The sequence below is a fragment of the Maritalea porphyrae genome (assembly GCF_027213965.1).
GTDB classification, from domain to species: Bacteria; Pseudomonadota; Alphaproteobacteria; order Rhizobiales; family Devosiaceae; genus Maritalea; species Maritalea porphyrae_A.
This window is the reverse complement of sequence record NZ_JAPWGX010000003.1, coordinates 527,359-548,006: the sequence shown is the minus strand read 5'-3', so window position 1 is coordinate 548,006 and position 20,648 is coordinate 527,359. Positions and strand designations below refer to the sequence as shown.

Here is a 20,648-nt window from a genome sequence, read left to right as displayed (position 1 = left end):
GTTTTCGTTCTAGTCCGCGCTAGCTTGGTCTAGAGCTGACAACCAAGCTCCTTTGCCAAATGCGAACGCGTTGCCATTTCAAATGCCTCGGGCCACTCCAATTTCCGAGCGCTGAATATCGGCTTTGAATAGGCAAAAAAGGCCAATGCCGTTTCAACATGTGCAGCTACGATTTGTTCCCGCTCGCCGTTAGCGACAGGTAACGCATTCAAAATGCGAAGTGTTTCTGGCGAAACCACACGGCTCAAGTGCAGTGCACCACCGTCATTCACTTTTTCCGCTTCAATAGCAAAATTCATAAACAAGTTGCGCAAGTGCCCCAACCCGATCGTGCATAAAAACCATTCTTTGCGACCTACCCCAATCGTAACCAATCCCAGAATGCGCAAGAACTCGTTCGCCATATGGCTCAACCGATCCTCAGAGACCTCATGCGGTATCGATGAGTTTTCCAGTTCAGCCAGCATTGGCATGCTCTCGAACAAACAGCCCAATTGATCTTGCGAACGGTTTTTGAACGCAAGTGGCTCTTCTAAAAACAAATCAATGCGCACCCAATCACTCGTAATCACATTGATAAGCCCCGAATGCCCCAACTGCTTTCGACAAAAAACAACGTCAAATAGCTGCCCCACAAGCGATTCCCACGCCGCCGCCACATAGGCCAATTGGTCGGGTGCAACCACCGCAACAAAGTCCAAATCGCTAAATTTGTCCGCGGTTTTTCGGCCGTGGCTTCCACCCAAATAAAGCCCCATGACACCGTCAACCAGCATAGCCTCTTTTGCGATGGTGTCGATCAAACGGCTTTGGTTCATGGTGACAATCCGTTGGCCCTATGAGGTCATACGTTCAAAAAATGGCTCGGGTGAAGACACTTCAACCAATCGCTTGCGCTTCTTTTCGATCTCAAAATATCGCGTACCTACGGATCGAGCGAATTCCCTATCATGCGAAACAATGATTGCGGTTGCGCCTTTTTCAATAATTTCTGTTTCCAGCATTTCACGGCCTGGAATATCAACATGGTTAGTTGGTTCGTCTAACAAATAAAAATTCGGCTCAATCAATCTAAGGCTAAGCAGCGCCAAACGAGATCGCTGACCATAAGACAAATGAGCTATAGGCTTAGACTGTTTTTCAAACTCAAAACCAATGTTTGCAAGCAATGAACGGCAGCGCGAGTTGCCAACACCTTTATGCTGTAGAATGAAACTCTCCGGACTTTCATCAATTGGCAACTGAGAAATTTCCTGATCTGCATAACCAAGAACGGTTGAAGGCGTCACCCAAATGCCCAGCTCCGCCCCTTCTTTTAAAAATGCGCGATGCACTTTCTTAATTAGCTGGGTCTTTCCCGCTCCATTTTCAGCCAAAACCACAATGCGGTCACCGGCATGTATCAACACTTTTTCGATACCGAACAATTTGTCGCCATTGGGCGCTGAAACCGTCACGTCCTCGAACGACAAGATAACCTTGGCGTGCGTACCGCGATTGGCCAACGTAATGTCGCCATGTCTTTCTTTGTGCAGATCTTTGAGGTTGTCCTCAATGTCACTCGCCCGCTTGCGCAACTGCTTGGCCTTAGTTTGCAAAAGGTCTGAGCCACTATTCAGGCCAACGTTGTTCAGCTTGGCCGCTTGCTCGCGCAGTTGCTTGGCCTGCTTTTGCTCTTTCACTAGCACTTTCTCTGCCGCCACATCTTCTTGTTCAAGCGCAACACGTGCCTCAGAATAGGGCAACGAGAAATAGCGGGAGATACCAGGTCGCAAAAACAAACTACGATTCGTGCAATTGTCCAAAAAGGCACGGTCGTGGCTAGCAACAATCATTGGCACCTGTGCAGATGTTTGCTTAATCCAGTTCTCAAGCTGCACAATTTTAGCAAGATCCAAATGGTTGGTGGGTTCATCTAGCAACAAAATGTCCGGCTCTGTTAGCCACACCCGTGCAATCATAATCAGTCGACGCCAACCACCGCTAAGTGTGCGCAAAGTCGCATGGTACTGATCATCGGGAAGCTGGAATTCAGCCAAAGCCACATCGACGCGCCAGCTTTCATAATCGCGCTGTTCGTCTGTCAGAGCCGAAGCAACAAAGTCATACGCAGTTAAGTCGAGCTGTTCTGGTTCAATTTCTTGCTCTACGTACCCTACCCGCGCGCCACGCGAAAAAATAATTTGTCCCGAGCTTGGTTCGCTTAGCCCCGCAAGAAAACGCAACAGCGTAGTTTTGCCGCGCCCGTTCGCCGCGATCAGCCCAACACTCTCGCCGTTTGAAACTGATAGACTGAGGTTCTTGAAAAGTTCACTTTGCGCAGTTGCGCCAACATTATTGAGTTGAATGGAAGCCATTTTATTGCCCTTGTCGACCTATATGTCGAATAGTCACGCTGCAAATTGCAGCCGATTGGGCAGACCTAAGAATGTCGAAACTGAATTGTCCGAACCCTTAAAGGTCAGCCCTACACATCAAAAGAAACGTGCAGGGCATTGCGCGGGCCAAACCATAATAAGCAAATACGATGCGCCATATTCATCTTGCTCTCCACACGCTCAAGGGCCGATCAAATTCGATCGCACGCTAGCCCAGCAAAACTAATCTGGCAAGATGTGGAGAAAAACTGAACAGTTACGCAAACACAAAGAACCCAACAAAGGTCCAAAGCAACATGCTACGAGAAATTGGCCAGCGGGCAAGCCGGTACGCAAAACTACCAAATCCGACTTGCGCCAACCAATAAAAAATCGCCTCAGCCGGGCGGTCTGTTACGCTGACCTTTGCTTTAGCGATCATATACGGGAACTCCATACTCTCAAACCGTATGACAATAGTTCTACCACCTCGTTGTTAAAAAAGTGCTGACGGCCCAGTTAGAATTTGTCAATAATTTCCGTCGCTTAACGGGACAGGTGATAAGAGTTTGTTTAGAAAGATGAACGCAAAGCACCGATCATTCGAGTGGCAAGAGGCACTTGGTTGCAGCACCTAAAGCGCCAGAATGCTTAGGGAAAACTGACAATCTCGGTTTGAAATCATCGCTAACAAATGGTGCTATTGTGGTAAACGAAATTCACACATTGATTCGAATTGATAAAGGCGCGGCATGGACAACGGTGATGATCTTTTCAAAAAATTTGACGCAGAACCGTCAAAAAAGAAAAGCGAGCCCAAATTAGCGCCAGCTGCGGCGTCAAATCCTGCTGCCAAAGCTCCAATGGCGGCACCTGCGCCCAAGTCAGCTTCAAACGATGGCAGCTCCTATACCGCAGACGACATTGAAGTTCTCGAAGGCCTCGAACCTGTGCGCCGCCGTCCGGGCATGTATATTGGTGGCACAGATATCAACGCGCTGCACCACCTGTTTGCTGAAATCATCGACAACTCGATGGATGAAGCCATTGCGGGCCATGCCTCGCGTATTGAAGTGCATTTGGATGCAGAAGGTTATCTGACCATCACAGATAATGGTCGCGGTATTCCGGTGGAGCCACACCCAAAGTTCAAAGACCGCTCGACCCTTGATGTCATTATGACCACCCTACACGCAGGCGGTAAGTTTGATTCTAAAGCTTACGAGACATCAGGCGGTTTGCACGGTGTAGGCGTTTCTGTTGTGAACGCACTGTCCGACGATATGATCGTTGAGGTTGCTCGCGACCAAAACCTTTACTCTCAAAGCTTCTCACGTGGCCTGGCCACAACAGGCGTTATCGATCATGGTCCAGTGCGCAACCGGCGCGGCACCAGCACAAAGTTTCACCCAGATCCACAAATCTTTGGCGACAAAGCCAAATTTTCGCCGAAACGCATACACGATATGGCGCAAGCAAAAGCTTATTTGTTTGCGGGGGTCGAAATCCGTTGGTCTTGCGACGAGAGCTTGGTTGAAGGCGCGGACATACCTGCAAAAACCACCTTTTTGTTCCCGGACGGGCTGAAAGACTATGTGGAAGGCCGAATTGAGGGACGCCCTCGCATTGTTGAAGAGATCTTTGCGGGACGCAAAGGCGGTGCGGGGAAACATGGATCAGTCGAATGGGCGATCGCCTTTACGCTTGGCGATGCCTTTATCAATTCCTATTGTAATACCGTGCCCACCCAAGATGGCGGAACCCACGAAGCGGGCCTTCGCTCCGCACTTTTGCGCGCAATTAAAGCCTACGCTGAACTTACCGGCAATAAACGCGCCGCTGTCATCACGGCAGAGGATATCCTAGCGAACTGTAGCGCTGTCATGTCTGTGTTCATTCGCGAACCAGAGTTCGTTGGCCAAACAAAAGACAAATTATCGAGCGGCGAAGCCACAAAAATTGTCGATGTGGCCATCCGCGATGCGTTTGACCATTGGCTAGCCGCCTCCCCCAATCAATCTGCCAAATTGATTGACTGGGCAGTTGATCGCGCAGAAGAACGCATTCGCCGCCGCAAAGAAAAAGAAATCGACAGGAAGTCTGCAACACGTAGGCTTAGGCTTCCTGGCAAACTTGCCGATTGTTCGCAAGGCGCAGCCCAAGGTGCAGAAATCTTCATCGTGGAAGGTGACTCCGCTGGCGGCAGTGCAAAACAAGCACGCAACCGCAAGAACCAAGCCATTTTACCCTTGCGCGGTAAAATTTTGAACGTTGCCGGCGCCACCCGAGAGAAAATTACTGCGAACCAACAAATTGGTGATCTGATTCAAGCTTTGGGCGCTGGAACGCGCGACCGCTACAATTCCGATGACCTTCGCTACGATAAAGTCATCATTATGACTGATGCGGACGTTGACGGCGCGCACATTGCTTCTTTGTTGATGACGTTCTTCTTTCAAGAAATGCCTGCATTGATTGATGAAGGACACCTATATTTAGCCATGCCTCCGCTTTACCGGATCACCCAAGGCGCAAAAACGCTTTATGCCAACGATGATGAGCATAAGGATAAATTGATGGACACGGAGTTTACCGGTCGAGGCAAAGTTGAGATCACTCGATTTAAAGGGCTGGGCGAAATGCCATTCCAGCACCTTAAAGAAACGACCATGAAACCGGGTTCACGCCGATTGGTGCAGATCAGCGTTGCCAATGAACATGTCGAAACCAAAGATTCCATCGACAGACTAATGGGCAACAAGCCAGAGTTACGTTTCCAATTCATCCAAGAAAACGCTGAATTTGCGAGCGACTTGGATATTTAGGCGCCAATTGGCTCAAATGCCTAGGTAAATTCAACTAGAAAGTGTGAGTTTAGCGCAACAATCATGTAATTCTCACACGATGCGTTAACAAAAATTCAACAAACGCATTGACTTACAGGTATCGCGCGCTATGGTCCTGTTCGCGGGGCCACTAATTATTTCTAGTTAGACCGTAATCGGCAAAGTGGACGTATTTACTTGAGTGAAAAATTCATAGAATTGGGGCTTAGCACAGCTGTTACCAACGCGGTAGTTGATGCTGGCTACACCACCCCAACAGATATTCAGCAAAAAGCCATTCCACACATTCTCCAAAAAAGAGACGTGGTTGGTATTGCACAAACCGGCACAGGCAAAACAGCATCGTTTGTCTTGCCCATGTTGACTCTGCTCGAAAAAGGGCGCGCACGAGCACGTATGCCGCGCACTCTTATTCTTGAGCCAACGCGCGAGCTTGCCGCGCAAGTGCACGAAAATTTCGAAAAATACGGCAAAAACCACAAATTGACCGTTGCCCTTTTGATCGGCGGCGTTTCATTTGAGGAACAAAACAAAAAGCTGGACCGTGGCGCAGATGTTCTTATTGCGACACCGGGCCGCTTGATTGACCATTTTGAACGCGGGCGCCTTCTCATGACGGGCGTAGACATTTTCGTCATCGACGAAGCTGACCGTATGCTGGACATGGGGTTTATTCCCGATATCGAAAAGATATCATCTTTGCTGCCCAAACGCCGTCAAACCCTTTTCTTCTCGGCAACAATGCCTGACGAAGTTGCTCGTTTGACTAAGAAGTTTCTAAACGATCCGGTTTCTGTAGAAACTGCCCGTCAGAATTCAACTGCCGAAACAATCACGCAAAAACTGCTAAAGGTTGGCAATAAACCATTTGAAAAACGCGCAGCGTTGCGTGAACAAGTGGATGCAGCCGAAGGCCTAAAGAACGCGATCATTTTCTGTAATCGCAAGCGTGACATTGCCACATTGACCAATTCAATGATCAAACACGGTTACAACACCGGTTCGTTGCATGGCGATATGGATCAAAAGTCCCGCATGGAGACCCTTGCAGGTTTCAAAAACAACGAGATTACGTTTTTGATCGCCAGTGACGTTGCCGCCCGTGGCCTTGATATTCCTGACGTTAGCCACGTTTTCAATTTCGATATTCCAACCCACGCTGAAGACTATGTTCACCGAATCGGTCGCACAGGTCGCGCGGGTCGCGAAGGGGTTGCAATTACACTTGTGGCGCCTGCAGACATGAAATACCTCGATCAAATCGAAAAACTCATCGAAAAAAAGCCCGAGTGGATCGAAAAGAAAAAAGAAGACAAACCTGCGAAACCTGCTCGCGAACAAAGGGCCAAGTCTAATAAGGCTCCAAAACCCGAGCAAAAATCATCAAAAGACAGGTCAAACGTCGAAAAACTTGATGTAAAAGAAAACAAAGTTTCCTCAAATCAAAACACTCGACAAAAATCACGCAATAAGAACCAAGACGCGCTGCCATTTGGTCAATCAGATCAAGTGCCTGCGTTCCTTCTGCGGCCCGTCCGACAGGCTAGTTAAACGTATCCTTAACCCAAAATTTAACCTTTTGGGACATTAAGGACTGCAACGAGATTAAAGACTCAATGCGTGTTTTCACGCATTTAGGTACTATGGGTGGAGCCAACAAAGATGCTTGTATCTGAGCATGATTACCAGCGAACGCTTGAGTATTCGTTCTCCGCATTGGGAATGCTTAAGCGCGCTAAGATCCCTCCCTACCCACATTTCTATGAGCTTTGCTATACTTATGCATCTGGCATCAACGAGCAGCTGAACGAGCGCTTGAACATGCTGCTGGGCAAAGACAATTCCCTTTCGATGGAAAACGTCTTGCAGGTTTACCGCGAGTTCTTCGACAACCCATCTGATCTAGAATCCCAACTGACCAACGTCAGTCAGGAAATGTCTCAAAAAATCGACTCCGTAAACCGGGCGATGGACGAGGCAATTGACACAGCTGAAGGCTACTCTGGTTCACTCGACAGCGCAGCCATCAAATTGGCCGGTGGCTTGGACGCACAAAGCTTGGAACGGTTGGCCGCAAAATTGTTATCTGAAACAAAGCAGATGCAAGAAGCCAATCAGAATCTTGAAGAGAAACTGAAAGTTTCCAAACAAGATATTTCAAGCCTCAAGCGCGATTTGGACACAGCACGTCGCGAGACTATGCTTGATGCCCTCACAAAGATTCCAAACCGCAAGAGCTTTGATCAGCGCCTCAAACAAGAATTCGAAACATTTGAAAAAGAAGGCAACCATTTCAGCCTGCTGATGATGGATATCGATCACTTCAAAGCCTTCAACGACAATTACGGCCACCAAACTGGTGATCAGGTTTTGCGCTTGGTTGCGGTAACGCTGAAATCCAACATCAAGGGTCGTGATCATGCTGCGCGCTACGGTGGCGAAGAATTTGCAGCCATTTTGCCAGATACTGACCTACGCGGCGCGCGCCTCATTGCGGAAAAAGTTCGAAAAGCGGTACACGCCAAAGAATTGTTAAAGCGTTCGACCAATCAAAAGTTGGGCAGAATCACAATTTCGATCGGCGCCGCTCAAGTTCACAGAGATGAGACAATCCATCAGCTCATCGAGCGTGCTGATGAATGCCTTTACACCGCGAAACGCGAAGGCCGGAATCGCGTGATTTGTGAAAATGACGAAGAGTTCCGAAACTCAAAAGTCGCCTAGTTACAAACACGTACGCGCAATCTTTAAAGTCTTGATTCGAATTAGGCACCGCTGCCAGAGTTTGCACGTGCCTTGGCAATTTCTTGCAAGTCAGCAGGCTCAAGCATCACGCTTTCACCACATCCACAAGAACCGGTTTGGTTTGGATTTTCAAATGTGAATTCTGATTTCAAAATGTCTTCTTTGAAATCCATTTGCGTGCCCAGTAAAAACATTGTGGCTTTGGGGTCGATATATACATCCACGCCATGCTCTGACACATGGTCGTCACCTTTCACCGGCTCGCTCACATAATCTAGCGTATAGGCCATGCCCGCACAGCCGGCATTTTTAACGCCGACACGCACAGCATTTATTCTTTCGTCTCCAGATTGGGCCAAGATTGTTTTCACTTGATCAGCGGCCGTTTGTGTAATGGAGAGAATTTTCATGTGGTTACCACCAATTTAGCGCAACCTGCGCTTCTTCTGACATACGATCTGGGCCCCAAGGTGGTTCAAACACCATGTTCACCACAACATCTTGCACGCCTTCAACGGTGCGTACTGCATTTTCAACCCAACCAGGCATTTCACCCGCAACGGGGCAACCAGGTGCGGTCAATGTCATGTCGATCGTAACATTGCGATCATCATCCAGATCAACCTTATAGATAAGACCCAATTCGTAAATATCAACCGGGATCTCAGGATCATAAATCGTTTTAAGCGCAGCAACGATGTCATCAGTAAACCGTTGGATTTCTGCTTCATTCATGCCCTTAGAAACCGAAATCTCCGCAGCATTTACAGCAACTTCTTCAACTGTGTTTGTGGCTTCTTCACTCATTGATACGCTCCTTTAAGCGAAAAACTTCTGCGCTTTTTCGATACCTTGAACCAAAGCATCTACATCATCTTTGCCATTATAAACGCCAAACGAGGCGCGACAGGTTGATGTTACCCCAAACCGTTGCAGCAAAGGTTGCGCACAATGTGATCCGGCACGAATGGCAATCCCATAGCGGTCCAAAATCGTGCTCAGATCATGTGCGTGCACGCCTTCAATTGCAAAAGAGAATATAGCACCTTTTCCCGGTGCATCGCCAATCAATCGCAAAGAGTTGATTTTGCTTAGCTTCTCACGAGCATAAGCGCCAACCTCAGCTTCGTGCGCTTTGATGTTTTCACGCCCAATCGCGCTAATATAGTCTAGCGCTGCGCCGAGGCCGATCGCTTGTACAATTGGTGGCGTACCTGCTTCAAACCGATGCGGGGGCTCGTTATATGTAACATCTTCCAACGTCACATCACTGATCATTTCGCCGCCACCTTGGTAAGGCTGCATTTGCGCCAACAAGTCGGCTTTGCCATAAAGCACGCCAATTCCTGTGGGCCCATAGAGCTTGTGGCCCGTCATGATGTAGAAATCGACGTCCAAATCCTGCACGTCCACCAGTTCGTGCACCGCCCCTTGGCTGCCATCCACGACAACGGGAATGCCCCGTGCGTGAGCGATCTCACAAACCTGTTTGATCGGCACAACCGTACCCGTAACATTTGACATGTGGGTAATGGAGACAACTTTTGTTTTGTCGCTTAGCACTGCAGCAAACAGCTCCAAATCAAAACTGCCATCTTCAGCAACATCAACCCATTTGATCACCGCGCCTTTGCGTTCCCGGTGGAAATGCCAGGGCACTATGTTTGAATGGTGCTCCATCTTGGAGATGACAATCTCGTCGCCTTCACCAACACGGGGGCCAGCAAAACTGGCTGCAACCAAATTCAGCGCTTCAGTTGCAGAACGAGTAAAGACAACCTGGTCAACACTGGGGGCATTGATAAAAGCGCGCACTTTTTCGCGCGCCTCTTCAAAGGCTTCGGTCGCACGATTGGAAAGCGTATGCAGCCCACGGTGCACATTGGCATATTCGTGAGAATAGGCATGCATAATCCGATCCAGCACTTGCTGCGGCTTTTGTGCCGAAGCGCCACTGTCCAGATAAACAAGCCTATTGCCGTGGATTTCTTCCTTTAGAATCGGAAAATCTGCCCGTACGCGTTCCAAATCAAACATTTGGCCTAAGCCTCTTCTTGTTCCTGCAACCAACTATCCACACGCGCTTCAAGCACATGCACAACAGCCTCAACGTCGACCGGCTCGAACACTTCTGCCAAGAACGCTCTGATCAACATAGCCTTTGCCTCAGTGCGTGGAATACCCCGGCTCATCAAATAGAACATTGAGTTTTCATCTAGCTCACCACATGTCGCACCATGCGCGCAAAGCACGTCATCAGCGAAGATCTCAAGTTCAGGTTTCACCAAAACTTCGCCACGTTCTGACAAAATAAGCCCTTGGCACATCATTTGTGCATCAGTTTTTTGTGCAGGTTGCGCAACATCAATCTTGCCTTGGAACACAGCCTTGCCGCGTCCATTCACAATATTCTTGAACACTTCAGTGCTTGTGGTGTCAGCGACAAGGTGGCGCAGATGAACGGTAATATCGCCGTGCTGCGTGCCCGAAAGCATGTTCAATCCAGCGAAATCAGCATGTGCACCACCACCAACAAAGCTTGCGCTAACGGTCGTGCGGCTAACTTGAGGTTCAGATTGCTGTACAAATGTGCTCAGCTGCGCGTCGGCGTTCAATTCATAGCGATTGTTTGCGAAATGACGCGTTGCAGATGAGTTGCCATCAAGCTGAAAATGGGAGAATTCAGCGCCTTCACCCAATACAACCTCTGTTGTCGCCAACCGTAAATGCGCTGCATCAGAACCATTGTATGTTTCAACCAATGTCGCTTTTGCGCCATCTTCCAGCGTAACAGACACTTTGTCCGCATTGATCGCTGCATCGCCATCAATGATCCGGTCAATATGAAGCACTTGGTCAAGTTCACCAGAGATCTTGATCTCTACAACATCACCAACAAGGGCTTCGCTAAGCAAAACAACGCTGTCGTCACCAGTGCCAGTATTGCCACTTGTTGCAACACTTACGCCTTCCACATCAAAATCGCCGGCCAATTGGCCGTTGACGATTTCAATGCGCGCCACGCCATCAAAGTTTGAACGCTTTGCAGAGGCACCATCGTTTGCGACAGCCAGAGCGCTCGGCACTTCGCGCAACAAGCTCTTCAAGTCGGTATAGTGATATGCTTCAATCCGACGCGTTGGCAAACCATTTGCAGCAAATTGCGCCGCTGCTTCTTTGTTGCCATGCGATAAAAGCAGTGCTTGCAACTGCTCCTCAGCCCCACTCAATTTGATATCTTTATTCATCTGCTTGCCCCGCCTTATGCCGCGTGATTGTCAAAACCGGCATAACCTTTGCTCTCAAGCTCAAGTGCCAAATCGCGATCGCCACTTTCTACAATGCGTCCGTCCGAAAACACATGCACACGATCAGGTACAATGTGGTTCAACAAGCGTTGATAGTGGGTAATCACGAGCATTGAACGATTTTCAGAACGCAAGTGGTTCACGCCTTCTGAAACAATTTTCAATGCGTCGATATCAAGACCAGAATCAGTTTCATCAAGCACGCAAAGCGAAGGCTGCATCAATGCCATTTGCAAGATTTCTGCACGTTTCTTTTCGCCACCAGAAAAACCAACATTCAATGGTCGTTTCAGCATCTCTTGTTTAATTTCAAGCTTTGCTGCTGCATCCTTCACCATTTTCATGAATACAGGAATTTTTAGCTCTTCTTCGCCGCGAGACTTGCGCTGGGCGTTCAATGCCGCTTTGAGGAAAGTCATGGTTGCAACACCCGGAATTTCAATCGGATATTGGAAGGCCAAGAACAGGCCAGCTGCAGCACGTTCGTGCGCGTCCATTTCCAGCAGGTCTTCGCCGTGGAACAGGATTTGACCCTCAGTTACCTCGTAACCGTCCTTACCAGCGAGCACATAGGAAAGGGTCGACTTGCCAGAACCATTGCGGCCCATGATCGCATGAACTTCTCCGGCAGGTAGCGTCAAATTCACGCCTTTGAGGATCTCTTTGTCTTCTTCCTCGACCTTTACGTGCAGATTTTTAATTTCAAGAATTGGCGTAGTCATCGTATTTGTCCTTCTGTGCGGCCGTCATCCCGGTCGGCCTGTCATCTATTTGCCCTTTAGGGCGTTGTTCAATTCGCGGCAATTGCCGCCTTAATTTTGGCTACCAAACAAAAACTGCAACGGCCCACACAACGCCAGCGGCAATCGCGCCAGCGATCAAGCCAATTTGCTTGTACATTTTGGGCTCGTCTTTTTTTACGTGACCAGCGACCAACCAGCCCATACCCGCGCCAACAGCAATCGCAAATAGCAGTTTTTCCATTGGATTAGCCCACGCTACCTTCAAGGCTGATGCCAATCAGCTTTTGGCTTTCCGCCATAAATTCCATGGGCAAATGCTGAAGAACTTCTCGCACAAAACCGTTCACGATCAAGGCAACCGCCTCTTCTTCGTTCAGGCCACGTTGTTGGCAATAAAACATTTGATCATCTGAAATCTTCGATGTTGTGGCTTCATGTTCAAACACGGCGCTTGAATTCTTGCTTTCAATGTAAGGCACCGTATGCGCACCACATTTGTCACCAATCAACAAGCTGTCACACTGGGTAAAGTTGCGTGCGCCGGTTGCTTTCGCATGGGCTGAAACTTGACCGCGATAAGTGTTTTGCGACACGCCGGCCGAAATACCTTTCGAGATAATCCGGCTAGAGGTGTTCTTGCCCAAATGGATCATTTTGGTGCCACTATCAACTTGCTGGTGACCGTTAGAAACCGCGATTGAATAGAATTCACCAACAGAATTGTCACCGCGCAAAATGCAGCTTGGATACTTCCAAGTAATCGCAGAACCGGTTTCAACTTGGGTCCAAGAGATTTTCGAATTCTTGCCGCGACAATCGCCACGCTTGGTCACAAAGTTATAAATACCACCCTTGCCGTCTTTATCGCCCGGATACCAGTTCTGTACGGTTGAGTATTTAATCTCAGCATCATCCAATGCAACAAGCTCAACAACTGCGGCGTGCAGTTGGTTCTCATCGCGCATCGGCGCGGTACAGCCTTCAAGATAGCTCACATAGGAGCCCTCTTCAGCAATAATGAGCGTGCGTTCAAACTGGCCAGTTTTCTCTTCATTGATCCGGAAATAGGTCGACAATTCCATTGGGCAACGCACGCCTTTTGGAATGTAAACAAATGAACCATCAGAAAACACAGCCGCGTTCAATGTTGCATAATAATTGTCCGTCACCGGCACAACAGATCCAAGATACTGCTTCACCAGCTCTGGATATTCTTTTAGCGCTTCAGAAATTGAACAGAAAATCACGCCGTGCTTTTTCAATTCCTCGCGGAACGTGGTCACAACAGACACACTGTCAAACACCGCATCAATCGCAATTTTTGCGCCTTCAACGCCTGCCAACACAGCTTGTTCTTGCAACGGAATGCCAAGCTTTTTGTATGTTTCAAGCAACTCAGGATCAACTTCATCTAGGCTTTTGGGCCCAGGTGTCGATTTTGGAGCAGCATAGTAATAAAGGTCTTGGAAGTCGATTTCAGGATAATTTACCCGCGCCCACTTTGGCTCTTCCATCTGCAACCAACGGCGATAGGCATCAAGACGCCACTCAAGCATCCATTCCGGCTCACCCTTCTTGGCAGAAATGAAGCGCACAATGTCTTCACTTAAGCCTTTTGGCGCCATATCCATTTCGATATCGGTTTTGAACCCATATTTATATTTGTCGACTTCGATCTCTTTAACGTGATCAATCGTCTCTTGAACCGCTACCATTCTTTAAGCTCCTTAACGCTTTCCAATCCTACTACGCAGCAGCGCCGCGAGTTGATTGGTGACGCGCAACAATTTTCTTTGTCACGGTCAAAAATCTCTCAATATCATCCCCTGTGGAGTTCCACCCCACGCTCAGCCGCAGCGCACAATCCGCAAGCGCGTCATCAACGCCCATTGCAGACAAAACATGCGACCGAGAAACTTTACCCGACGAACAAGCAGAGCCCGCCGATAGTGCCACATTTTCAAGATCATAATTGATCAGGCTAATGTTATTTTTCAATTCTGGAACGGCAAAACACATGGCGGTGCCTGTGCGCTCCACATCAATGCCAAAGATGGTGGCATTGGGTGTAATTTTCAACAGCCCTTCCTGGGCCAATTCGATCAATTTTGCGGCACGAACCGCATCAAATCGCGTTTTTGCATCTTCGGCTGCAACACCAAATCCCGCAATCAGCGCAGCGCTTTCGGTGCCGCCACGACGGCCCTGCTCTTGCCCACCACCCGGGATCAGTTTTGCACTGTCCATTGCAGGTTTCACAATCAACGCACCAACGCCAACCGATCCGCCAATTTTGTGGCCAGAAATCGCCATTGCATCAACTCGTGACGGGTCGAAGAAAAACTGGGTTTTGCCAAATCCCTGTGCTGCATCCAATATCAGCAAATGTCCAGTTTCAGCCAGAAGGTGTTCAATATCCGCAATCGGTTGAATTACGGCTGTTTCATTGTTAACTTGCTGCACAACGATCATTAGACGCTCATCAGCGTCGTTGGCCGCACTGATTTCAGCTGCCAACCACTCAAGGTCATAAAGACCGTTCGTCAACATCGGGATCGTTTTGGCCGCTTTGCCCGTCGCTTCAACGGCACGCACAACAGCCATATGTTCACCCGCGCCATAAACAATGCGCGAAACATCGCCACTTTGTGCACCACCAACAATGGCTTGCGTTAAAGCTTCAGTTGCGGACCCTGTAAACACCACGCGCGAACGAATGGTGCCTGCGGCAAGCGCCAATTTGTCTCTCGCCGTCTCAATAGCTGCCCGCAATTTGCGGCCATTTGCATGTACAGAAGACGGATTTCCAACAATTTCGAGCATATCAATCATCGCGTCGCGCGCTGCAGGCAGCAGCGGCGCAGAGGCATGATGGTCAAGATATGTGACAAGTTTGGTCATTTTATCGAAATTCATTCACTCATTTGGCTAAATAATCCAATCAGTTCTTGAAATTTCGTCCCCTAAATAGGTAAAAGGATCGCTCAAGTCGGACTAATTGGACCAAAAACTAGTTTTGAATAATTCTAAACTGGTATTTTGCCCTCACGTTTTAGGAAGCACGCAACCATTCGTCAACCTTTTTCCCTACAACCCACACCCAACTTTTGTGTGAGTTAGTTGCAAAAAGTCAAAGACAAGAATTAAGCGCGAAAGAAGGTCGAGTTTATGCCTGAAGTTTTTTTCAATGGCCCATCCGGTCGCCTAGAAGGTCGTTACCAACCCTCTAAGGAGCCAAACGCGCCTGTCGCCATTCTGTTGCACCCGCACCCAGAATTCGGCGGAAACATGAATAACCAGATCATCTACAACTTGTTTTACATGTTTGTGAATCGTGGTTTCTCCGTATTGCGCTTCAACTCACGTGGTGTGGGTCGCTCGCAAGGTGCATTCGATCATGGCCTGGGCGAACTATCAGACGCCGCCGCTGCTTTGGATTGGCTGCAAACGCTGAATAAAGAAAGCCCCGGCGTTTGGATCGCTGGCTTTTCATTTGGTGCCTGGATTGGCATGCAATTGCTTATGCGCCGTCCAGAGGTTGAAGGCTTCATCTCGGTTGCTCCACCCGAAAACCTTTACGACTTTTCGTTCCTTGCGCCTTGCCCCTCTTCTGGTCTGATCATTCACGGCGAAAACGACCGGGTTGCACCACCTGAATCAGTTCAAAAACTGGTGGACAAATTGCAGATGCAAAAAGGCATCACCATCGAACAACAAATCGTGGAAGGTGCGAACCACTTCTTCCAGGACAAAATTGATGTTCTGACGGAACAGTGTTCCGAATACCTTGATCGCCGACGCGCAGATATCGCTTCTGGCGGCGGTCGTTAGTTTAGTAAATCTTAAGGATACCAATATGACCTACAAATCCGAATTCTTGAGCACTCTTGAGAGCCGTGGATTTTTGTATCAACTTTCAGATGCAGAAGCCTTGGACAAGAAACTGTGTGAAGGTCCGGTATCAGGTTATATCGGGTTTGATGCAACAGCCAAAAGCCTGCACGTGGGCAACCTCGTGCAGATCATGCTTTTGTATTGGCTGCAAAAAACCGGCAACAAGCCGCTTGTTCTAATGGGCGGCGGCACCTCAATGGTTGGCGACCCTTCTGGCAAAGAAGAGACACGCCAGATCATGACGCCCGAAATCATTGATGGCAACAAAGCCAGTATCCGCGAAATCTTTGACGGCTTGCTGGAGTTCGGCGATGGCGAAACTGATGCAACGATGCTCGACAACGCTGAATGGTTGATGAAACTCAACTATGTCGAATTCCTGCGCGAAGTTGGCTCCAAGATCTCAGTCAACCAAATGCTTGCTCGCGATTCTGTAAAGCAACGTCTTGAGCGTGAGCAATCGCTGACATTCCTTGAATTCAACTACATGATCTTACAGGGTTACGATTTTGCAGAACTCAACCGTCGTTACGGTTGTACGTTGCAAATGGGTGGCTCAGACCAGTGGGGCAACATCATTTCCGGCGTTGATCTCGCGCGCAAGTTAAACGGCGCAGAGTGTTTTGCAGTAACAACACCATTGATCACCAAGTCTGATGGCTCAAAAATGGGCAAATCAGTTTCTGGTGCCGTGTGGCTAAAACCGGACATGTTCTCCGTTTATGATTACTGGCAGTTCTGGCGCAACACAGGCGATGCGGACGTAACAAAATTTGCCCGCATGTTCACCACCATGCCGTTAGACGAGATTGCCCGTTTTGAAGGTCTTGAAGGTGGCGAACTGAACGAAGCCAAGAAAGTTTTGGCAACGGCTGCAACAGCCCTTATCCACGGCCAAGAAGCTGCAGACGCCGCGGCAGAAACCGCTCGACAAACGTTTGAGCAAGGCGCTATCGATTTGTCTTTGCCAACCGTTGAAGTCACCACTGCCGATCTAAATGCGGGAATTGGCATTCTGGCGGCTGCCGTGTCGGCGGGCCTGGCGGGATCAAACGGTGAAGCTCGTCGCTTAATCAAATCGGGTGCACTCAAACTCAATGACAATAAAATTGATGATGAGCGCAGCACGGTTTCACAAAGCGATCTATTGCCTGAAGGCGTGGTCAAAATCTCAGCGGGCAAAAAACGTCACGTTTTGATTAAACCAGTCTAGGTTCCAAAGAGAACAAGCATATTGAAAGGCGGTACATTTGTGCCGCCTTTTTTAATTGCCTGTTTGCGCATCAACGGCTTCAAGCGCTTTCTTTGCTTCAGCATCGCCGCCTTTGGCCTTAAACTCAAATATCCGCCTAAACACGCCAGGCGCTAGAATAGAGGCTGGGTTGATCGAGAACTTGGGATTGTCCAAATCGCCACGAATGGCAAACGTCACCCCAATCAGCCCTTCCCCGTCACGTCCGCCAAGTAGCTTGCCGAACAGAGGTAGTTTTTGGAAAATATTGTTCAGCCCGAACAGTGGAATATAGGTTCCAACCAAATCATATTGACGTGTGTTGGTCAGGATATTTCCGCGCAATGTACCGCCTATGGTCCCACCATCCAGTGCACCATCACTGATCGTAATAACCCCATTGGCACCTTCAAACTTGGCCTCTCCGCGTTTGAAGTTCACCCGGTTCTCGCGCTGGATTAGCGCACGGCTGTCTTTGTGATTGCCCATAACTTGGGCCACACGATCTTCATCCACAATCGAAAACTCATTTAGCACAAACGCACCATCGACTTTCCAAGGCGTGTTCTGCAAATTCAGGACAAGACTGCCATCCCCGTTAAGCAACTGGGAATACATACCGATAAACCGTAGCAAGGTGCCAAGGTCATTGGACGCGGCTGACATCGAGCGGCCATTATTAAGCGGATTAGTCGCAATCGAAACGACCTTTGCGTTACCCAAAGACGCCTGCAAATCCACCCTGATGAAATCGGCACCTTTAAACCGCAGGTGCGCGTTCACCCCAAATGCAGTTGTCTTGTAAAAGCCCAATGCGCGATCAAGCTTTACCTTGATGTCTATAATCTGGTCTTTGGCGTTCGACGTCGCCTTGCCACTGGCTGTCTCGCCCAGCCCCAAGAAACGCTTCAACATCGGCTTGAGGTCCAATTGTTCCCCAATAACCTCCACAGCAAACCCCTCATCAATTGGCACCAAGGAAACACTAGCGCGGTCACCTTCATTGAGCACCAAATCAACAATATCAGCAGACAATAGCCCCTGCTTCATGTCGTATTTCAAAGACCCCGCAACACGCACTTTGCCAAACCGCATGTCCAAGGTTTGCGCATCCACCAGATCTCCATCCAGCAAGAGCGTTGCGTTCAATTGTCCGTTGGTGCCTTTTTTCTTATCAATACCCAACTCAGCAAATTTCACTCGCGCATCACTCAAATCCACGGCAAGTTGAATGGTTTCCCCAGAAGGTCGACCCACAATGCGAAGTGGTCCTTCGATGAACTGGCTTAAATCCAAGCCGAGCGATTTACGATCCGCCTCAGTCAACGTGGCACTTGCGGTGATAACAGGGTCCCCACCATCCGATGCCAACACCAAAATATCTGCCCCAAGACCATCAATATTGGCACGCCCGGCTATCCGATACCCGGATTGTGACGCCGTGAACTGGACCGCACCATCAGATACCACATGCCCCTCAATAGGAAATTTGGAGGTAAAATCTGCGACTGTGCCATTTAGCGTATAATCAAGCCCTTTAGGCTTTCCGCCTTCGTCTCGTGAAACTGTGGCAATCACTTGAACGTTTGCTTCACCCTCAAGGTCTTCGGGTCGATACTCGACGTCAAAATCCTTGAGGAGATTCAACGGCTCCTTATTCGCAATCGATACAAGAGTTGAAACTGAACCCTTCAGTTGACCTGAAATTTCAAAAAGCTGTTCTTTGGCACCACTATCTTTATTCAAATAGGCAGCGTTCTCAATAACAACTTCTCCGCTATCGTCACGCACCAAAGCCTTGTCAAAGCCCATCACCATATAGTGGTCTTTAACGCTGACATTTGTGGTGCCAACAATTTCAATCGTTGGAAAGCCCGGCAAGGGGATCAGTTCCACATTGTTGGCTGTGCCTTCAATCGACACCCCACCCGCTGGAATGCGCCTATCTTCTCCAGGCTTACCAACAGTGCCAACAGGAAAGTTGAAGCGCATTTTGGCTTCTTCAATCCGCCCACCAGAAACGTTCTGCACAAACCAAGCGCGGGCTTCTGTGGCCAAAAAGTATGGCCATATCCGCTTCAAATCGTCGGCCGATGCACCTTTACCGAACAGCGTAAGGTCAAATCCCAACCCTTTTTGCAACACATCGATACGCCCCTGACCATCCAACTCCATTTGGTCATCGCGAAACGAAATCTTGTCGATTCCCATTGCGCCATAAAGCGGTGCGGACCAACCAGACACTGTGATTTCGTCCAAAACATTGGACGGCGCATCCAAATCATTTGGCCGCAAATATGTATCGCGAAGTCGCATGGAATAGCCCAATGTTGGGCCGTAGTTATTGTCTAGCCCAAGCAAAAACTCGCCATCGACCAAACTTGACGACTGTCCAATTCGGATAGCAAAGGGCGCAAGCACATAACGCGCATCACGCGGAAACCATTCAATTTGCGCGGGCTTACCTTCAACTTCAAAAAGGTCACCTTGGATTGACGCCTGAGTTTGCGAAATGTCGATGCCAAACGCGCCGTGTTCTACCCCGTCCGCGCCATAATCGACATCAAAGGACATATTGGTGCCGCCCTTCAAAGCAATCAAACCATCTTGATCATCTAAAAACGGCAGTACCAACGCCAAATCGATATTCTCAAATTTGCCGCTGATGTGCCGAACTTGTGGCGCTGCTGTTTGCCACAGCATTTCACCAAAAGTCCGTCGACCGCCCGTGGAAAACTCAAGGTCCATTTGAACATCAGCGCCAAACGACTCCATTTTCACATCAACATCATCAAGTTGGCGGTAGAGTTGATAAATCCGATCAACAACTTCTAGGTTCGCGTTTTGAATCTCAAGCGTACGAAAAGATGCGTCTGCAGACTCTTGAGCAAACAGCGCAAAAACGCGCTCAAGAGATTCAACACTCTCAATTGCCCATGCATTGTCAGACTTGATTTGTGCACTGGTTTGCGCCCCTTCCTCCTCGGAAACAACGCCATCATTTGTCACCTTGATGCTTGGCGCAGTGTCACTTTCAGACTGCAGACGAATTATGGGCTCGCCAGCATCCGGATCATCAAATTCAACGCGCGCCAGCCGAACACCACTATAATCTTGCACCAGTTGGATATTTGGTCGCTCAACAAGCAACTCAAGCGCTGGCTTTCTAGAAACAATGGAGGGCGTATACCAACTCAACTGGATCCGCTCTACATCAACTTGCGCGCCGCTGGGCAAATGCACCACGCCGACTTTGTCCAGCAATACGGTGGGCATCCAGCCATATTTTAGTTGAATGCCCGCCTTTTCAAATACCATCTGGTATTCGTCGTTTGGCACCTGCGCAGAAAACTGCCGTTTAATAATGTCGTCGATGAGAGGCAGACTGAACGGCGCGCTTATCACCCGAACCAGCAAAATAACAATCAGCAGCACCAACAGCACCGGCCATACGAATCGATGTCTTCTCCACATCGGTTTTCGTGCCGTTTGCTTTAGATTTTTCTGTGCTGAGTTCTTTGTCA

The 20,648-nt window shown here is 48.8% G+C and carries 17 protein-coding genes; 5 read left to right on the top strand and 12 right to left on the bottom strand.

Annotation, left to right across the window (positions count from 1 at the left end; genetic code table 11):
- Window positions 1-29: 29 nt before the first annotated feature.
- The 3 genes from O4H47_RS11555 to O4H47_RS11545 form a co-directional block, all read right to left on the bottom strand.
- A complete protein-coding gene (locus O4H47_RS11555; RefSeq protein ID WP_269394132.1) occupies window positions 30-818 on the bottom strand; it encodes an aminoglycoside 6-adenylyltransferase in 789 nt (262 codons plus the stop codon).
- An 18-nt stretch (window positions 819-836) separates the two neighbouring features.
- A complete protein-coding gene (locus O4H47_RS11550) occupies window positions 837-2,357 on the bottom strand; it encodes an ATP-binding cassette domain-containing protein (RefSeq protein WP_269394131.1) in 1,521 nt (506 codons plus the stop codon).
- A gap of 277 nt (window positions 2,358-2,634) precedes the next feature.
- A complete protein-coding gene (locus O4H47_RS11545; RefSeq protein WP_269394130.1) occupies window positions 2,635-2,799 on the bottom strand; it encodes a hypothetical protein in 165 nt (54 codons plus the stop codon).
- Window positions 2,800-3,109: 310 nt separating this feature from the next.
- Here O4H47_RS11545 and parE point away from each other — a divergent pair, with 310 nt between their 5' ends.
- From parE to O4H47_RS11530, 3 genes are all read left to right on the top strand, one after another.
- The gene (parE, locus tag O4H47_RS11540; RefSeq protein ID WP_269394129.1) at window positions 3,110-5,182 is read left to right on the top strand and encodes a DNA topoisomerase IV subunit B; all 2,073 of its coding nucleotides are present in this window, start codon (window positions 3,110-3,112) and stop codon (window positions 5,180-5,182) included.
- Window positions 5,183-5,380: 198 nt separating this feature from the next.
- Window positions 5,381-6,754: a DEAD/DEAH box helicase gene (locus O4H47_RS11535; protein ID WP_269394128.1), complete on the top strand. Its 1,374-nt coding sequence runs from the start codon at window positions 5,381-5,383 to the stop codon at window positions 6,752-6,754.
- Window positions 6,755-6,865: 111 nt separating this feature from the next.
- Window positions 6,866-7,927, top strand: coding sequence for a GGDEF domain-containing protein (locus tag O4H47_RS11530; RefSeq protein WP_269394127.1), 1,062 nt, complete (start codon window positions 6,866-6,868; stop codon window positions 7,925-7,927).
- Between the two features lie 41 nt (window positions 7,928-7,968).
- On the opposite strand, the gene O4H47_RS11525 is transcribed toward O4H47_RS11530, so the two are convergent.
- The 8 genes from O4H47_RS11525 to O4H47_RS11490 all read right to left on the bottom strand — a co-directional run bounded on the left by O4H47_RS11525 (window position 7,969) and on the right by O4H47_RS11490 (window position 14,900).
- Window positions 7,969-8,358 (bottom strand): HesB/IscA family protein, encoded by a 390-nt coding sequence (locus O4H47_RS11525; RefSeq protein ID WP_269394126.1) that lies wholly within the window; start codon window positions 8,356-8,358, stop codon window positions 7,969-7,971.
- Window positions 8,359-8,362: 4 nt separating this feature from the next.
- Entirely contained in the window at window positions 8,363-8,755 is a 393-nt protein-coding gene (locus O4H47_RS11520) for an SUF system Fe-S cluster assembly protein (RefSeq protein ID WP_269394125.1), read from the bottom strand.
- 12 nt (window positions 8,756-8,767) lie between these two features.
- Complete coding sequence (locus O4H47_RS11515) at window positions 8,768-9,985, bottom strand: cysteine desulfurase (RefSeq protein ID WP_269394124.1); 1,218 nt, start codon at window positions 9,983-9,985, stop codon at window positions 8,768-8,770.
- Between the two features lie 5 nt (window positions 9,986-9,990).
- Window positions 9,991-11,196, bottom strand: coding sequence for a Fe-S cluster assembly protein SufD (gene sufD / locus O4H47_RS11510; protein ID WP_269394123.1), 1,206 nt, complete (start codon window positions 11,194-11,196; stop codon window positions 9,991-9,993).
- Between the two features lie 14 nt (window positions 11,197-11,210).
- The gene (sufC, locus tag O4H47_RS11505; RefSeq protein WP_269394389.1) at window positions 11,211-11,966 is read right to left on the bottom strand and encodes a Fe-S cluster assembly ATPase SufC; all 756 of its coding nucleotides are present in this window, start codon (window positions 11,964-11,966) and stop codon (window positions 11,211-11,213) included.
- A 112-nt stretch (window positions 11,967-12,078) separates the two neighbouring features.
- The gene (locus tag O4H47_RS11500) at window positions 12,079-12,240 is read right to left on the bottom strand and encodes a hypothetical protein (RefSeq protein WP_269394122.1); all 162 of its coding nucleotides are present in this window, start codon (window positions 12,238-12,240) and stop codon (window positions 12,079-12,081) included.
- Between the two features lie 4 nt (window positions 12,241-12,244).
- Complete coding sequence (sufB, locus tag O4H47_RS11495; protein WP_269394121.1) at window positions 12,245-13,714, bottom strand: Fe-S cluster assembly protein SufB; 1,470 nt, start codon at window positions 13,712-13,714, stop codon at window positions 12,245-12,247.
- 31 nt (window positions 13,715-13,745) lie between these two features.
- Window positions 13,746-14,900, bottom strand: a complete 1,155-nt coding sequence (locus O4H47_RS11490; protein WP_269394120.1) for a cysteine desulfurase family protein — start codon at window positions 14,898-14,900, stop codon at window positions 13,746-13,748.
- A 267-nt stretch (window positions 14,901-15,167) separates the two neighbouring features.
- Here O4H47_RS11490 and O4H47_RS11485 point away from each other — a divergent pair, with 267 nt between their 5' ends.
- Together O4H47_RS11485 and tyrS are read left to right on the top strand one after the other, a co-directional pair.
- Window positions 15,168-15,830: an alpha/beta hydrolase gene (locus tag O4H47_RS11485; protein WP_269394119.1), complete on the top strand. Its 663-nt coding sequence runs from the start codon at window positions 15,168-15,170 to the stop codon at window positions 15,828-15,830.
- Window positions 15,831-15,855: 25 nt separating this feature from the next.
- Window positions 15,856-17,106: a tyrosine--tRNA ligase gene (gene tyrS, locus O4H47_RS11480; protein ID WP_269394118.1), complete on the top strand. Its 1,251-nt coding sequence runs from the start codon at window positions 15,856-15,858 to the stop codon at window positions 17,104-17,106.
- Window positions 17,107-17,157: 51 nt separating this feature from the next.
- On the opposite strand, the gene O4H47_RS11475 is transcribed toward tyrS, so the two are convergent.
- Window positions 17,158-20,598 (bottom strand): AsmA-like C-terminal domain-containing protein, encoded by a 3,441-nt coding sequence (locus O4H47_RS11475; protein WP_269394117.1) that lies wholly within the window; start codon window positions 20,596-20,598, stop codon window positions 17,158-17,160.
- Window positions 20,599-20,648: the final 50 nt, after the last annotated feature.

What these genes read in the sequence shown, in the direction of transcription:
- O4H47_RS11555 (WP_269394132.1), bottom strand. Translation starts at nt 818, where the DNA reads ATGAACCAAAGCCGTTTGATCGACACCATCGCAAAAGAGGCTATGCTG.
- O4H47_RS11500 (WP_269394122.1), bottom strand. Translation starts at nt 12,240, where the DNA reads ATGGAAAAACTGCTATTTGCGATTGCTGTTGGCGCGGGTATGGGCTGG.
- tyrS (WP_269394118.1), top strand. Translation starts at nt 15,856, where the DNA reads ATGACCTACAAATCCGAATTCTTGAGCACTCTTGAGAGCCGTGGATTT.
- sufD (WP_269394123.1), bottom strand. Translation starts at nt 11,196, where the DNA reads ATGAATAAAGATATCAAATTGAGTGGGGCTGAGGAGCAGTTGCAAGCA.
- sufB (WP_269394121.1), bottom strand. Translation starts at nt 13,714, where the DNA reads ATGGTAGCGGTTCAAGAGACGATTGATCACGTTAAAGAGATCGAAGTC.
- parE (WP_269394129.1), top strand. Translation starts at nt 3,110, where the DNA reads ATGGACAACGGTGATGATCTTTTCAAAAAATTTGACGCAGAACCGTCA.
- O4H47_RS11515 (WP_269394124.1), bottom strand. Translation starts at nt 9,985, where the DNA reads ATGTTTGATTTGGAACGCGTACGGGCAGATTTTCCGATTCTAAAGGAA.
- O4H47_RS11530 (WP_269394127.1), top strand. Translation starts at nt 6,866, where the DNA reads ATGCTTGTATCTGAGCATGATTACCAGCGAACGCTTGAGTATTCGTTC.
- O4H47_RS11520 (WP_269394125.1), bottom strand. Translation starts at nt 8,755, where the DNA reads ATGAGTGAAGAAGCCACAAACACAGTTGAAGAAGTTGCTGTAAATGCT.
- O4H47_RS11485 (WP_269394119.1), top strand. Translation starts at nt 15,168, where the DNA reads ATGCCTGAAGTTTTTTTCAATGGCCCATCCGGTCGCCTAGAAGGTCGT.
- O4H47_RS11490 (WP_269394120.1), bottom strand. Translation starts at nt 14,900, where the DNA reads ATGACCAAACTTGTCACATATCTTGACCATCATGCCTCTGCGCCGCTG.
- O4H47_RS11475 (WP_269394117.1), bottom strand. Translation starts at nt 20,598, where the DNA reads ATGTGGAGAAGACATCGATTCGTATGGCCGGTGCTGTTGGTGCTGCTG.
- O4H47_RS11525 (WP_269394126.1), bottom strand. Translation starts at nt 8,358, where the DNA reads ATGAAAATTCTCTCCATTACACAAACGGCCGCTGATCAAGTGAAAACA.
- O4H47_RS11550 (WP_269394131.1), bottom strand. Translation starts at nt 2,357, where the DNA reads ATGGCTTCCATTCAACTCAATAATGTTGGCGCAACTGCGCAAAGTGAA.
- O4H47_RS11545 (WP_269394130.1), bottom strand. Translation starts at nt 2,799, where the DNA reads ATGATCGCTAAAGCAAAGGTCAGCGTAACAGACCGCCCGGCTGAGGCG.